This is a genomic window from Cobetia amphilecti (assembly GCF_032923285.1).
Taxonomy (GTDB): Bacteria; Pseudomonadota; Gammaproteobacteria; order Pseudomonadales; family Halomonadaceae; genus Cobetia; species Cobetia amphilecti.
Map to the genome: position 1 here is coordinate 453,608 of NZ_CP136695.1, position 14,260 is coordinate 467,867.

The following is a 14,260-nucleotide window of genomic DNA, read 5'->3' on the forward strand; positions in this document are numbered from 1 at the left end:
GACCGCATTTGCCGCTAGCCTTGCCCCAGAAACCGCGTAACCGCGCGATCGGACCCAGTGTGTCGAGGAGAATGTCATGCCCGTGATGAGCGCCGCCGCCATCGAGGATTTCCTCGATGAAGTCTTCCCCCAGCGTCTGGGTACCATCGAGGCCGTCGGCGATCGCTGGGCGACCATGGGGTTGGCCATCGAGGACGAGCATCTGCGTCCCGGCAGCTGTGTGTCCGGGCCGACGATGATGGCGCTGGCGGATGTCTGCCTGTATGTCGCGATTCTCGGCGAGATCGGCCCGGAGCCGATGGCCGTCACCAGTGACCTCAGCATCCACTTCCTGCGTCGCGCGCGCGGCGACCGCGATCTGATGGCCACCGCGCGTATCCGCAAGCTGGGTCGGCGGCTGGCCGTCGGCGAGATCGAGCTTTTCAGCCACGGTGACACCGACCCGGTCGCCATCGTGACCGCGACCTATACCTTGCCGGACAGCGATGACTGACCCCGGGACGGTCGTGGGCAACGCCTTGGGCCAGTCCGCTACAGCTTGTTGATGTCCTTCTCTTCGCTGCCGCGCTGACGCCAGCCGGTGACGGCCAGGCTCAGCCAGCCGGCGATCAGCAGCAGGCCGCCGATGGGCGTGATGATGCCCAGCTGGGTGCGCGCCGTGGTCGCCAGGGCATACAGCGACCCCGAAAACATCAGGATGCCGGCGGCCCACAGCCCCAGCGTCAGCATCTGGCCGCGCAGCGGCTGCACCGAGCGCCAGGCGAGTACCCCGACCGCCGCCAGCACGTGCCACATCTGATAGCGTACGCCGGTCTCGAACACGCGCAGCATGTCCGCGCTCAGGGTGCCGCGCAGGCCATGACTGGCGAAGGCACCCAGCGCGACGGTGGACATGCCGGCCAGTCCCATGGCCAGCCACCAGTGGCGGGAGTGGGAGTCGTTGTGACGCATAGACAATAATTCCTTGAGGGCAGGTGGCGCGGCACGATGTGCCTACGCCTGTCCACGTAAAGCCGCTACAATAGCGGCCTCTTTTCGCGGGAGGACAGCATGCAGATACAGCTCAACGGTGAAGACCACGTGGTGACGGACGACACGACGATTGCCGCTCTGGTCGAGAGTCTCGGTCTTCAGGGCCGCCGACTGGCAGTGGAACGCAATGAAGACATCGTGCCACGTAGCGCGCACGCCGACACCCGTCTGCATGCCGGTGACCGCATCGAGATCGTCCATGCCATCGGTGGTGGCTGATCCGTCCTGTTTCCAGGATTGACACTTTTCACTACTCGCTCGCGCTCAGCGCGTTCACGTCCAGCTCGATGAGGTCATCATGACAGACAGTTCTGCCCCGACATTGAACAACCCCGTCACCCAGGTCGCCGGCGACAGCCCGTTGATCGTCGCCGGTCGCGAGTTCTCCTCGCGCCTGCTGGTCGGTACCGGCAAGTACAAGGACATGGACGAGACACGCTCCGCCATCGAGACGTCCGGCGCGGAAGTGGTTACCTTTGCGGTCCGCCGTACCAACCTGGGTCAGAACGCTGACGAGCCGAACCTGCTCGACGTGCTGTCACCGGATCGCTATACCTTCCTGCCCAACACCGCCGGCTGCTACAACGCGCGTGACGCGGTGCGTACCTGCAAGCTGGCCCGTGAACTGCTGGATGGCCACAACCTGGTCAAGCTGGAAGTGCTGGGCGATCAGGACACGCTGTATCCCAATATCGTCGAGACGCTCAAGGCCGCTGAAGAGCTGGTCGCCGATGGCTTCGACGTGATGGTGTATACCTCCGACGACCCCATCGTCGCGCGCCAGCTCGAGGAAATCGGCTGCTGCGCCATCATGCCGCTGGGCTCGCTGATCGGCTCCGGCCTCGGCATTCTCAACCCGCACACCCTATCGCTGATCATCGAGCGCGCCAATGTGCCGGTGCTGGTCGATGCTGGTCTGGGTACGGCGTCAGAAGCCGCCTTCGCCATGGAACTGGGCTGTGATGGTGTGCTGATGAACAGCGCCATCGCCCACGCGCGCCAGCCACTGTTGATGGCAGATGCCATGCGTCAGGCCGTGATTTCCGGCCGTGGTGCCTTCCTGGCCGGCCGCATGCCGACTCGCCTGACGGCACGTGCTTCCTCACCGGGCGCTGGCCTGATCACCGGCTGAGCCCTGAAACATTCGAATCCGATGCTCGCGCATCGTTCATGCAAAGACCAAGACGACCCCATGACTGACAAGACTTCCAAGCCGCAGGACGACACGTCCACTTCTGCTCCCGCTGACGATGCGCAGCAAGAAAGTGTGCAGAACGAGCGCGCGCAGCCCGAGAGCGTGCAGACCGAAAGCGCGCCAGCGACCCCTTCCGTTGCCGATGAAGCCGTCGCCCGCAAGCGTGGCATCAAGAGCTACGTGATTCGTGGTGGCCGCATGACCCAGGCCCAGACCCGCGGGCTGGAAGAGGTCTTCCCGCGCCTTGGTCTGCGTCACGAGCAGGGCGAGCTGGATCTCGAAGCGCTGTTCGGGCGTCGGGCACCGCTGGTGATCGAAGTCGGCTTCGGCATGGGCAAGTCACTGTGTGAACAGGCGCAGGCCAACCCGGGCACCGACTTCATCGGCATCGAAGTGCACGCGCCGGGCGTCGGCAAGCTGCTGGATGATGTCGACAAGCTGGGCCTGACCAACCTGCGTGTCTATCGTCACGACGCGCTGGAAGTGCTGGCGGATTGCGTGCCGGCCGGTTGTGCCGACACCTTCCAGCTGTTCTTCCCGGACCCGTGGCCGAAGAAGAAGCACCACAAGCGTCGTATCGTTCAGCCGGCCTTCGTCGAGCTGGTGCGTCGTGTGCTCAAGCCGGGTGGCCACTTCCACATGGCCACCGACTGGGCCAACTACGCCGAAGCGATGGCGGAAGAGATGGCCGAAGCGCCGGGCTTTGCCAACACCGCTCCGGCGGAAACCACGCCCTACGTGCCGCGTCCGGACTTCCGTCCGCTGACCAAGTTCGAACAGCGCGGCGAGCGTCTCGGCCACGGCGTGTGGGACCTGATCTTCGTCAAGCAGGACTGATCAGCGCCTCGTGCGCAGTGGCGGCGTCTTCATGACGCTGCATCGCGGCCGCCTTCGGGTGGCCGCTTGCGTGTGAGGCCCATCGCCATGGCGCGGTTCTGCGTGCCAAGGCCATTTGCCTGCGTGGCGGCCTGTGCCGCTTGCCGTGTTTGCTGTCCCTTTCTTTCCTCGTCCCGAGAGTTGCTGACCATGACGACGCCTACCGCCGACTCGGCTGATCGCCCGACCATGACCCCGCTGATGGCCCTGACCTGTCCGCTGGATGCCCAACCGCTGGTACGTGATGGCCAGAGCTGGTGCTGTGCCGACGGGCATCGCTTCGATATCGCACGCCAGGGGCATGTCAATCTGCTGCCGGTGCAGCGCAAGCGCAGCCTGGACCCCGGCGACAGCAAGGCGATGGTGAGCGCCCGTCAGCGCCTGTTCGCGCTGGGCGGCTATCAGCCTCTTGCATCAGCCTTGGCCAGTCGTGTGCTGGCATTGGCAGCGGCCCAGACGTCTCAGGCGCCGCTGGCCGTGCTGGATGCCGGCTGCGGCGAAGGCTTCTATCTGCGTCAGCTGGCGTGCGCTGCCGGTGAGCAGAATCTCTCGCTGACGGCGGCAGGGTTGGATATCTCCAAGCACGCGGTGCTGGCCGCGGCGAAGCAGTCACGTGATGCCGCCTGGCTGGTGGGCACCAACGCCGCTCTGCCGCTGGAGGATGCATGCGTGGATGTCGTCATCTGCGCCTTCGGCTTCCCTGTCTGGCAGGAGTTCGCACGAGTCCTCAAGCCCGGTGGCCACGTCGTGTTGCTGGAAGCGGGGGCCGAGCATCTGCTGGCGTTGCGCAAGATTCTCTACCGTGAGCTGAAGCCCGCGCGTGGCGAGGCCGGACTGAGCGCTGCCGAGTCCGCTGGCTTCGCCATCAGTGGCGAGGTCGAGCATCTGCATGCGGGGCTGTCATTGACCAGCAATGAGCAGATTCGGGACCTGCTGACCATGACCCCGCACCTGTATCGCGCCGAGCGTGATGGCCTGGCGCGTGCGGAAGCCATGACGGCGTTGGAGGTCGAATTGCATGCGGAACTGAGGGTGTTCTCGCTCGAGGATGCACAAGACAAAGCTTAAATAGAAATTCTTCGCATTTGCCTTGCAAAAGCAAATGAGAATGATTATCTTGTCTGTGCGGTGTCCGGGCAGACATCGCAGGGCGCAAGCCCAGCCGTAGCGGCGGAGTCAGGCCCCCGCTACGGTGTTTCTCCTCATCAAGCTAGTCACGGTCTTGGGCATCCTCATCTGGGGATGCCCTTTTTGTTGTGCGCTACGCACGCTGCGAGCTCTCACGTCGCGTTCGGATGTGCGGTCGTCAGCTCGACAGCTCGACAGGAGCTCAGGTCGACAGGAGCTCAGGTCGACAGGAGCTCAGGTCGCCAGCCACAGGGGCAGGGTCAGCATCGCCAGCAGCGTCTGGGCGGTGATCAAGGCCGCCATCAGCTCGGCATTGCCGCCCAGCTGGCGGGCCAGAATATAGGCAGAGGTCGCGGTCGGCAGCGCCGCGAACAGAATCGCCACATCACGCGCCACTCCCTCAAGGCCGAACCACCGGCAGAGCACGACCACCAGTGCTGGCATCGCCAGCAGCTTCAGCAGGCTCGCCAGCCACGCCACGCTGCCACTGCTCACCAGTACACGCGGACGCAGCGCCACGCCCACCGCGACCAGGCCGAGCGGCAAGGCGGCGCGCCCCAGCAGGCTGATGGCGTCACCACTCCAGCCCGGCAAGCCGATGCCGCTCAGGTTGAGCGCCGTGCCAGCCAGACACGCCAGCACCAGCGGATTGCGGGTCAGCGCCTTGAGCGAGCGCAGCAGGCCGCCTTCGCCCAGGGTGCCTGCCCCGATGAAGGCCATCACGCACAGCAGGTTGGCGGCAGGCACCATCAGAGCCAGCGCCACGGCCGCGACGGTCGCCCCGGCACTGCCATGCAGCGCTGCTGCCCCGGCCACACCGACGTAGCTGTTGAAGCGGATGCTGCCCTGGAAGAGCGAGGTAAAGGAGGCGGCGTCGCCCATATGACGGCTCAGCCAGTCCGGCGCGTGACGCCAGCTCAGCCATAGCGCGGCGGCGAACAGCAGCATCGCGCCCAGCATCACGCTGGCCAGCGCCACGACTGGCACGCTGGCCATGTCGGCACGTGCCAGCGTGGACACCAGCATGGCGGGGAACAGCACGTAATAGATCAGGCGTTCCAGTTCGCTCCAGAAGCCTTCTCCGGGGAAGCGCTTCCACCCGAGTAGTGCCCCCGCGAGGATCAACAGGAAGAGGGGGCCGAGCGCCTGCTGTACACTTGCCATGCTGACTCCTTGTCGGGGCTGAGTGCGAATGCCTTGAGAGCGATGTGGCGTGCGCGTGACATGATGTCTCGCCTGCTGCCGCGGTGAGGCGGGCTGGTAAGCTTGTCATGACTCGCTCAGCGCTGCACTTGGACTCAGGTCTTGTTCGCCGGTCACGCGCTGGCGTCATGTCGTGGCTGAGCGCAGACCATTCCCATCACGTCACTTTCTTTCCCATTCGGGGCGCCTTGCCTGTCGATGCGCTGCCGGACCGTTGCCGGAACTGCCATGTATCGCGTAGAAGAAGACAATGCCCGCCCGCGGCTGCTCAATCTGCTGATCATCGTCACGCTGATCACCATCGTGGTCTCGCTGTATTACCTGATCGACTATTACCTGGTACGCGACGGCAGCAACGGCAAGGTGACCTGGTTTGCGCCCAATCAGTCCTGCGAGCTCAATCATGCCCCCTGTACTGCCGAGCTGGGCCGCTTCGGGCGTATTACCCTGGCGCTGGAGGGCGATATCAGTCCGCTGACACCGCTGGGCATTCGCGTGATGACGGAAGGCGTCTCACCGGAGGGGGTCGAGGTGGACTTCATCGGCCGCCACATGGACATGGGCGTGAAGCGCAGCGTGCTGAACACCACCGATGCCCAGAGCCTCGAGCGCCAGCATTGGCAGGGGGAAGGGCAGCTGGGGTTCTGCAGCAGCGCGACCATGGCGTGGCGTGCGCAGGTGATCGTCACCACCGAGCGTGGCCGACTGGGCAGCTGGTTCGATTTCGATAGCCACCCGCAGGCCACCACGGCGGAGCAGCTCGAAAGCTCGGTCGACCAATTGTTTCGCAGTGATACCCGCCCGACGTATCAGGGCAGCTAGCCGCTGGCGCTGAGCCCGGCCGGCAGGGACGTCGTTTCAGGCATGAAGGCACCGGGAGGCAGGGATGGGCGCAGAGCGAAAGTCACAGGACGGGCAGGCAGGCACTCGCCGACAAGAGAGCCATCAGCTGGACAATAGTCGACAAGAAAGCCATCAGCTGGACAAGGGCGTCGCCAGACGCTGGTGGCTGCTGGGCGCCGTCGGTCTGGCGGCCGTGATCGGTGCCGGTGTTGCCTGGCAGCAGGCGCAGCAGGACCTGGCACCGGTCGCGGGCATCCAGGCCTGGGCCAGTCTGGGCGGCCCCATCCAGCTCGAATCACAGCAGGGCGACTTCACGCTCGCGGAGGTCACGATGGGCGAGGCCGCAGACGCGCAGGCCACGCCGGTCGTCGCGCTCTACTTCGGTTATACCCAGTGCCCGGATGTCTGTCCGATGACGCTGGCGGCGCTGCGTCAGGTGATGTCTGAACTGCCACCCCAGGCGGCGGCGCGCGTGGTGCCGGTGATGGTCTCGCTGGACCCCGAGCGCGACACCCCTGCCCGGCTGGCCGAATACACCGGGCACTTCGGGCCGCGCTTTCAGGGCATCACCGGCAGTCAGGCGGCACTCGCCGATGTGGCGCGGCGCTATGGCGTCAGCTATCGGCGTGTCGAGGCGCAGGACTCCGCTTTGGGTTACACCATCGATCATGGCGCCGCGCTCTATCTCGTCTCTGCTCAGGGACGCATCTACGATCGCATTCCGTTCACGCCGGGGCCGGCCGGTGTTCGCGCTGGCGTGACGCGCGTCCTGAGTGCGACCGCTGATTGAGCGCTGCGTGGCACCCGCAGATCGCGCCGCGTCTTGAGGCCTTTCTCAGCGGTGAAATACACATTGTCCACAAGTTGGCAAGCGCTCAAGGAAAATTTTGTGGATAATCATGACGCCTCGATCACACAACGCAGCGCCGTCAAGTGCTGATTTATAAAGGCTAGTAAAAACAAACTGTTACGCGATATCGACTAAAAATATCAAGTCAGTGGTTGCTTTGCGTTCAACCAGCATCACTGCCGCGACAGGCACCGGAAAGGCCGGTTGTCAACCTGTGGTCAATAGCTTCCCCACAGATTTATCCACAGGCTTGGCGGCGTCCGCATCGGGCCTTCTGGAGGGGAGAATCAGCGGACATCAGCCATTGCCGTAGTGATGGCATGCCCCGTTGTCCTGTGCGCAGCTGACGTCTGGATGAGCTTGCCACTGGCCCTCATCCAGCCTTGCCAGAAACGCAAAGAGCCGCCCGATGGGCGGCTCTTTCGTTGCAACCGGCAGCAGTGCTTGCCGGTTGCCAGCAGGGGAGGCTCACGCCGCCATTACTGCTTGGCGTCGGCCTTGGTCACGTCGAGCAGCTCGACCTTGAAGGTCAGCGTCTCGTTCGGGCCGATCGGGCCGCCGGTGCCAGCCTTGCCGTAGGCAAGCTCGGCCGGGACGTAGAGCATCCAGGTGTCGCCGACGCTCATTTCCTGCAGTGCTTCCTGCCAACCCTTGATGACCTGGTTGACCTTGAAGCTGACCGGCTCGCCACGCTGGTAGGAGCTGTCGAAGACGGTGCCGTCCAGCAGCTTGCCTTCGTAGTTCACCTTGACGGTATCTTCAGCGGACGGGGTCGCGCCGTCGCCAGATTCCAGCACCTTGTACTGCAGGCCGGAATCCAGTGTCTTCACGCCATCCTTCTTGGCGTTGTCGGCGAGGAACTTGTCACCCTCTGCCTTGTTGTCGGTCGCTTCCTGCTCGACCATCTTCTTCTGCTCTTCCATCTTCTTCTGCTGGAAGCGGGAAAGCGAATCCGCGATTTCCTGGTCGCTCATCTTCATGTCGCCCTTGGCGTAGACATCACGCACGGCTTGAGTGAAGGCGTCGAGATCCAGATCGGTGATGTCCTGGGAAAGGCTCTTGCCCAGAGTCGCACCGATGCCATAGCTGAGCTGTGCCTGCTCGTCTGCGAGGCTGTCATCGGCGGCAAAGCTGAACGGGGTGACCAGGAGGGCGCCGAGCGCGACGGCACTGACCAGCTGTTTCATGAAAACTCCTTCAGGATGGAATGGGCCTGAGACGGGCCCGAAACACGCAATTGGCACCGAGGCGGCATGGCCTGCCTCGGGCACTAGTGTTACTCCGACTCTACCAGCCGCGTACAAGTTCCGCATCTCGCTGGCGTTGTCAGGCGCCGGCGGGCACGCGGGCCAGTGCCAGCCTGCGCAGGGCACGTGCCGATGGGTGGTCCCCCACGGTGAGGGTCGTCTTGCCGCTCAGCAGGGCCAGCGATTGCTGAAAGGCCTGCAGCGGGTCCGCGACATGCGCGAAGGGCGCCCGCAGGCCGGTCGCGCCTTCGGCTGACGACAGCGCAGGACTCAGCTCTTCCAGCTGAGCGAGGGTCTCCTGTTCGGCGGAAAGCTCGCAGGTCTTGAGCTGCTGATAGAGGCGTTCCAGGCGTTGCACCGCTGCCGGGGCCTGGGTCGCGGGCAGCGTCGTCAGCTCCTGCTTCAGCTGGCGGCGGCGCTCGCGCAACATGCCGGTCATCCAGCCCTGCCAGTCGCGCACGTCTTCCAGCAGGCGAGTGGGCGAGGCGGCCAGGGCGATGCCGTGGGCGGACAGCCAGTGAATCCACAGCAGCTCGCAGACATCGAGGCCCGCCTCGTCCTGCAGCAGCAGGCAGGTACTCATCATGTCCGGCGTCGGCTGAGGGTTGCCCGCAGAGCCGACCTCGCCGGGCAGGGCATACAGAGACAGCGCGTAGTCCCACAATCCGATAGAATATGCGCCCATCAAGTCGGCCTCTTCGTGTGTCACGGATGATGTCTCTTCATGTGTCACGGATGATGTCTCTTCACGTGCCACCGATGATGTCTCTTCATGTGTCACGGATGATGTCTCTTCACGTGCCACCGATGATGTCTCTTCACGAGTCGCGCCCAGCAGCTTGCTGAGTCGTAGCGCTCGTGTCGGTGGCGGTGAACGGGAGCCCGACGTCCCCCGTATTTTCTGATCGAGGTTGTCATGATTGCACTGCGCCAGCTCGCCCTGCAACGCGGCGGAGCACCGCTGATCGACGAAGCGGACCTGACGCTGCATGCCGGTCACAAGGCCGGTATCGTCGGTCCCAATGGCGCCGGCAAGTCGAGCCTGTTCGGCCTGATCCTCGGCGAGCTGACGCCCGACAGCGGCACGGTATCGCTGGCCGGTGGCGTGCGTGTCGCGCACATGGCGCAGGAAATCGATGCGCTGGAGCGCCCGATCGTCGACTACGTCATGGACGGAGACCACGCGCTGCGCGAGACCGAGCGCGCCCTGGCGGCCGCCGAAGAGAGCGGTGAGCACCAACGTCAGGCCGAGCTGCACGCCCATTTCGACACCCTCGATGGCTACACCGCACGGGCACGTGCCGAGCAGCTGCTGGTCGGCCTCGGCTTCAGTCAGGCGCAGCTCAGTCAGCCGCTGGCGGCCTTCTCGGGTGGCTGGCGCATGCGTGCCAATCTGGCGCGCACCCTGTTCACGCCGTCTGACCTGCTGCTGCTGGATGAGCCGACCAACCACCTGGATCTCGATGCGCTGCTGTGGCTGGAGCAATGGCTGGCGCGTTATCCCGGCGCGCTGCTGCTGATCTCACACGACCGCGACTTCCTCGATGCGGTGTGTGATCACATCATCCACTTCGATCGCCGCAAGCTGGTGGTCTACAAGGGCAATTACAGCCGCTTCGAACGCACGCGTTCCGAGCGTCTGGTGCGCGAGCAGGTCGAGCACGAGAAGACCATGGCGCGGCGTGCCGAGATCGAGGATTTCGTGCGTCGCTTCAAGGCCAAGGCCACCAAGGCACGTCAGGCCCAGAGCCGCATGAAGATGCTGGAGCGCATGGAAGAGACGGCGGCGGTCAAGGCCGATTCCCCGTTCCACTTCACCATCCCGTGCTCCGACAAGATCTCGCATCCGCTGCTGGGGCTGGACCGCGCGGTGATCGACTATCCCGGTCAGCCGCCGCAGCTCTCCGGGGTGCGCTTCTCGCTGCTGCCGGGGCAGCGCATCGGCCTGCTCGGCCCCAACGGCGCCGGCAAGTCGACGCTGATCAAGGCGCTCACCGGCGAGCTTGCGCTGGTCGAGGGGCAGCGTACCGCCGGCGAGCATCTGGCCATCGGCTACTTCGCCCAGCACCAGGTGGACGGGCTCGACCTGTCCTCGACGCCCTTCAATCATGTGCTGCGCCTGTCACCGTCGGCGGGCGAGCTGGAGATCCGCACCTTCCTCGGCAGCTTCGGCTTCCACGGCGATGAAGTCTACGCCACGGTGGAGTCGTTCTCCGGTGGCGAGAAGGCGCGTCTGGCGCTGTCGCTGATCGCGTGGCAGAAGCCCAACCTGCTGCTGCTGGATGAGCCGACCAACCACCTGGACCTCGACATGCGCGAGGCGCTCACCGATGCGCTGGCGACCTTCGAAGGCACCGTGATTCTGGTCTCCCACGACCGCCACCTGCTGCGTGCCTGCGTCGATGAATTCTGGTGCATCGCCGATGGCCGCGTGACGCCCTTCGATGGTGACCTGGATGACTACCGTGCCTGGCTCAAGGCGCGGGTCGAGGGCGAGCGGCGGGAAGCGCGCGCCCAGAAGGATGCTGATGCGGGGACAGACAGCACGCGCACGCCGGACCGCAAGGAGGCGCGCCGTCAGGCGGCTGAACTGCGCGAGAAGCTGCGTCCGCTCAAGAAGGTCAGCGACAAGGCCGAGCAGAAGATGAGCAAGGCGCAGGGCGAGCTGGACAAGATCGAGGAAGCGCTGGGCGACGCCACGCTCTACGAGGCGGACCGCAAGGCGGAGCTGACCAAGCTGCTGGCCAGCCAGGGCGAGATCAAGAGTCGCCTCGATGAGGCCGAAGCCGAATGGTTCGAGGCTCAGGAAGCGCTGGAAGAGATGGAAGCCCAGCTCAAGGCGGCGGACTAGGCCATGCGGCTGGACCGCTGGCTGACACGTCAGCCACAGCTCAACCGTCGTCATGCGCTCTCGGCGCTGGCGGCGGGGCGCGTGCGGGTCAACGGCGCGACGATCAGCGACCCGCTGCATGAGGTCGGCCCCTTCGATGACATCCACCTGTCAGCGCCTGACGCGACCATCTGCCTGCAGGTCGCGCGGCGTCCGCGTCATATCCTGCTCAACAAGCCTGCCGGGGTCGTGACGGCCTGTCATGACCCCGAACACCCCACCGTGATCGATGTCCTGCGTGACACGCTGAATGCACGCGGCGAGGACAGCGGCTGGCTGGCCGAGATCCACCATGTCGGGCGTCTCGACCGTGCGACGACCGGTGCCCTGCTGCTGACCAATGACGGCGAAGTCTCGGCGCGTATCAGCGATGCCGGGCTCGAGGGCCCCGCCAAGCGCTATCGCATGGGGCTGGAGCGGCCCCTGACGGAGGCCGAACAGGAAAGCGCCATCGCACAGGTTCGCCAGGGGGTGCTGCTCGAACATGATCCGCGCCCGACACTGCCGGCACAGCTTGCGTTTCCCACCGCGGACCAGGCACGCCTGACGCTGCACGAGGGACGCCATCACCACATCAAGCGATTGTGGCGTAGCCTGGGCAATCGCGTGGTGTGGCTGCACCGTGAGTCGGTGGCGGGCTTGAGTCTCGAGGGGCTGGCGCCGGGGGAGTGGCGCGAGCTTACCCGCGAGGAGTGTTCACGGCTGGGGGCCGCGCAGCCTCGCGGGTGAGGCCACCCGGCGGGTGGCGTCTTGCCGACACCGGGTTATCCACACCCGCCTGGCGCGCCGCCAGTGCGTGACGGCTGCGATGGGGTGTGGATAGATCGTTCTGAATCGTCGCCAGCGCTGCTCAGCTGCCGGTCGCCTGACTGGGCAGGTCCTCTGCCGTGATGCTCGCCTGGTCATCGTCGACGGGGCTGGCATCAGGCGTCGACAGGCTGACCAGCTCGCCCTCGGCGTTGCGCGTGAAGTTGCGCACGATGACCCCGATATCCTCCGGCAGCGGCGCAAACTGGCTGCAACGGCTCAGCACTTCCTGCATGTCCTGATAGCCACTGTCGCGACGCGAGTCGATGGTCGCGCGCGAGAAGTCGATATCCTTCAGAGAGGTCTCGCCCGGGCGCGCCGAGGCCAGCAGACGCACCACGTTGATCGAGGGCTGCTGGGTCATGGCGAGGATGCGCTGGATCTTCGGTAACTGGCGCAGCTCCTCCGGCAGATGGTCGGCGAGATTCTCGATCCCCATGCGCAGCGCCTGATTCTCCTCCAGCAGATTGAGGTGCTCGCCGGCACGGCTGGAATACTGGATATCCTTCTCGCGCAGCTGCGCCTCCTGCAATGTCTCCGGCACCTTGCCATCGGCACTCCACAGGTCGATCACGTAGCAGTTGACCACCGTCTCGCCATGCGGACGCTCCGACAGCACCCAGCTGACGGGCGTATTGGAGTACAGGCCACCATCCCAATAGGCTTCGCCATCGACCCACACCGGCGGGAAGGCCGGTGGCAGGGCGCCGCTGGCCAGAATATGGCGGTGGTCCAGCGCTTCATGCGAGGAATCGAAGTAGCGCAGCGCGCCGCTGCCGATATTCACCGCCCCCACCGACAGGCGAACGTTCTCCGGGTGGCGGGCATCGAGGCGCTCGAAGTCCACCAGCCGATTGAGCGTGTCGCCCAGCGGCTCGGTGTCGTAGAGGCTGGGCGGCTCGCCGAAGAAGCTCTGCCAGATCGGTACCGTCCACAGTGGGCGCGGGCGGAAGAAGCCCGGAATGCCCCACAGCATGGCGGAGGTACGCGCGACACTGCGCTCCCACGGATGAAAGGCGGGGCCCATGCTGGCAGCGGGTTGGGCGATGCCATACCAGAATGACTCGAGGGCCTTGAGGCGCTCGCCCTCCGGATTGCCGGCGATCAGGGCGCCATTGATGGCGCCGACCGAGGTGCCGACCACCCAGTCGGGCTGGATGCCGGCTTCGGCCAGCGCCTCGAAGATGCCGATCTGGTAGGCGCCGAGCGCGCCACCGCCTTGCAGCACCAGAATATTGAGCGCATCGGCGCAGAAGTCGCAGGATGTATCACGCATGAAACCTTCTCCTCTCTAGCAGTGCAGCACTCCGCCGGGGAATGCCCGAGGTCAGGGGGACCGTCGCGAGCGTGACGCCATGTGATGGGGGAGGCGTGGGCTCGTGGAGGCGGCGAAAGGGTGACGAGGTGCATATCAAGGGCAGCAAAGCACCTGATCAAGGCAATGAGGCACTGGTGAAAAGCAATCGAAGTGCTTTTATTGTGCAGTGCAGCATGGCGCTTGTCAGCATAGCACGCATCCTCGCCTTGCGTGTCTGCGATCTCATTCAAGCGACTGACTGAGGCTGCAAGGGCAGTGGTAAAGGTGAGGGTGAGGACAGGAGCAGCGGCCGTGCGGCGGTCATTGGCACCAGGGCGTCAGCCACAGGTCGGCTGCCAGCAGCAGCAATGCATAGCGTCCGCCCTTGGCGAACACGATCAGGACGATGCTTTTCCACCACGCCAGCCGGAAGACGCCTGCCAGCACCGTCAGCGGGTCGCCGATCAGCGGGGCCCAGCTCAGCAGCAGGCTCCAGGCGCCGAAGCGGCGATACCACAGGGTGCCGCGCGCCAATGCGCGCCGCGAGACCGGAAACCAGCGCCGTGTGCGCAGACGACGGGCGCCACGCCCCAGGGCGACGTTGATCAGGCTGCCGAGCGTGTTGCCCAGCGTCGCCGCGATCCACAGCGCCCAGGGCGCGTGCCCCTGGCACCACAGCCCCGCGAAGGCCGCCTCCGATCCGCCGGGCAGGAGGGTGGCGCTGGCCAGCGAGATCACGGCGAGCGAGGTCAATGCCGGCAATGACAGTAGGGCCACTTCATTCATATCACTTTCTTCTGTTTTTCACGGTGGCAGGGCGCTGGGGGTGGCTTTCTTCCCTCCTCAGCTCGGGTATGCTGTTGGCACGTCAAAGCCATATTTCGGGAGCTTC

General features: G+C 65.1%; 15 protein-coding genes. 9 read left to right on the forward strand and 6 right to left on the reverse strand.

The window, feature by feature from the left end; genetic code table 11:
• Positions 1-76 precede the first annotated feature (76 nt).
• Positions 77-493, forward strand: a complete 417-nt coding sequence (locus R1T44_RS02005) for a PaaI family thioesterase (protein ID WP_043336979.1) — start codon at positions 77-79, stop codon at positions 491-493.
• Between the two features lie 38 nt (positions 494-531).
• Here R1T44_RS02005 and R1T44_RS02010 read toward each other — a convergent pair whose 3' ends face one another.
• Positions 532-951, reverse strand: coding sequence for a DUF423 domain-containing protein (locus R1T44_RS02010; protein ID WP_043336980.1), 420 nt, complete (start codon positions 949-951; stop codon positions 532-534).
• A 99-nt stretch (positions 952-1,050) separates the two neighbouring features.
• Between R1T44_RS02010 and thiS the strand changes: the two genes are divergently transcribed.
• From thiS to R1T44_RS02030, 4 genes are all read left to right on the forward strand, one after another.
• On the forward strand, positions 1,051-1,251 hold the full coding sequence (gene thiS, locus R1T44_RS02015) for a sulfur carrier protein ThiS (protein WP_043336981.1): 201 nt from the start codon (positions 1,051-1,053) through the stop codon (positions 1,249-1,251).
• Positions 1,252-1,330: 79 nt separating this feature from the next.
• A complete protein-coding gene (locus R1T44_RS02020) occupies positions 1,331-2,164 on the forward strand; it encodes a thiazole synthase (RefSeq protein ID WP_052384900.1) in 834 nt (277 codons plus the stop codon).
• A 60-nt stretch (positions 2,165-2,224) separates the two neighbouring features.
• Positions 2,225-3,064 (forward strand): tRNA (guanosine(46)-N7)-methyltransferase TrmB, encoded by an 840-nt coding sequence (gene trmB / locus R1T44_RS02025; protein ID WP_317292475.1) that lies wholly within the window; start codon positions 2,225-2,227, stop codon positions 3,062-3,064.
• Positions 3,065-3,253: 189 nt separating this feature from the next.
• Positions 3,254-4,171, forward strand: a complete 918-nt coding sequence (locus R1T44_RS02030; protein WP_317292476.1) for a putative RNA methyltransferase — start codon at positions 3,254-3,256, stop codon at positions 4,169-4,171.
• A gap of 294 nt (positions 4,172-4,465) precedes the next feature.
• On the opposite strand, the gene R1T44_RS02035 is transcribed toward R1T44_RS02030, so the two are convergent.
• Positions 4,466-5,395: an AEC family transporter gene (locus R1T44_RS02035; protein WP_131431117.1), complete on the reverse strand. Its 930-nt coding sequence runs from the start codon at positions 5,393-5,395 to the stop codon at positions 4,466-4,468.
• Positions 5,396-5,662: 267 nt separating this feature from the next.
• On the opposite strand from R1T44_RS02035, the gene R1T44_RS02040 reads away from it, so the two are divergent.
• The gene (locus tag R1T44_RS02040; RefSeq protein ID WP_317292477.1) at positions 5,663-6,256 is read left to right on the forward strand and encodes a hypothetical protein; all 594 of its coding nucleotides are present in this window, start codon (positions 5,663-5,665) and stop codon (positions 6,254-6,256) included.
• Positions 6,257-6,320: 64 nt separating this feature from the next.
• Positions 6,321-7,067, forward strand: a complete 747-nt coding sequence (locus R1T44_RS02045; RefSeq protein ID WP_317292478.1) for an SCO family protein — start codon at positions 6,321-6,323, stop codon at positions 7,065-7,067.
• A gap of 539 nt (positions 7,068-7,606) precedes the next feature.
• Here the strand turns inward: R1T44_RS02045 and R1T44_RS02050 are convergent.
• Positions 7,607-8,314 (reverse strand): FKBP-type peptidyl-prolyl cis-trans isomerase, encoded by a 708-nt coding sequence (locus R1T44_RS02050; RefSeq protein WP_043333314.1) that lies wholly within the window; start codon positions 8,312-8,314, stop codon positions 7,607-7,609.
• A 139-nt stretch (positions 8,315-8,453) separates the two neighbouring features.
• Positions 8,454-9,059, reverse strand: a complete 606-nt coding sequence (locus R1T44_RS02055; protein ID WP_317292479.1) for a TIGR02444 family protein — start codon at positions 9,057-9,059, stop codon at positions 8,454-8,456.
• Positions 9,060-9,290: 231 nt separating this feature from the next.
• Between R1T44_RS02055 and R1T44_RS02060 the strand changes: the two genes are divergently transcribed.
• Together R1T44_RS02060 and R1T44_RS02065 are read left to right on the forward strand one after the other, a co-directional pair.
• Complete coding sequence (locus tag R1T44_RS02060) at positions 9,291-11,225, forward strand: ATP-binding cassette domain-containing protein (RefSeq protein WP_317292480.1); 1,935 nt, start codon at positions 9,291-9,293, stop codon at positions 11,223-11,225.
• 3 nt (positions 11,226-11,228) lie between these two features.
• Positions 11,229-11,993: a pseudouridine synthase gene (locus R1T44_RS02065; RefSeq protein ID WP_317292481.1), complete on the forward strand. Its 765-nt coding sequence runs from the start codon at positions 11,229-11,231 to the stop codon at positions 11,991-11,993.
• A 121-nt stretch (positions 11,994-12,114) separates the two neighbouring features.
• Here R1T44_RS02065 and R1T44_RS02070 read toward each other — a convergent pair whose 3' ends face one another.
• Together R1T44_RS02070 and R1T44_RS02075 are read right to left on the reverse strand one after the other, a co-directional pair.
• The gene (locus R1T44_RS02070) at positions 12,115-13,347 is read right to left on the reverse strand and encodes a patatin-like phospholipase family protein (RefSeq protein WP_317292482.1); all 1,233 of its coding nucleotides are present in this window, start codon (positions 13,345-13,347) and stop codon (positions 12,115-12,117) included.
• 342 nt (positions 13,348-13,689) lie between these two features.
• Positions 13,690-14,154, reverse strand: a complete 465-nt coding sequence (locus R1T44_RS02075; RefSeq protein WP_394805761.1) for a YqaA family protein — start codon at positions 14,152-14,154, stop codon at positions 13,690-13,692.
• Positions 14,155-14,260 lie beyond the last annotated feature (106 nt).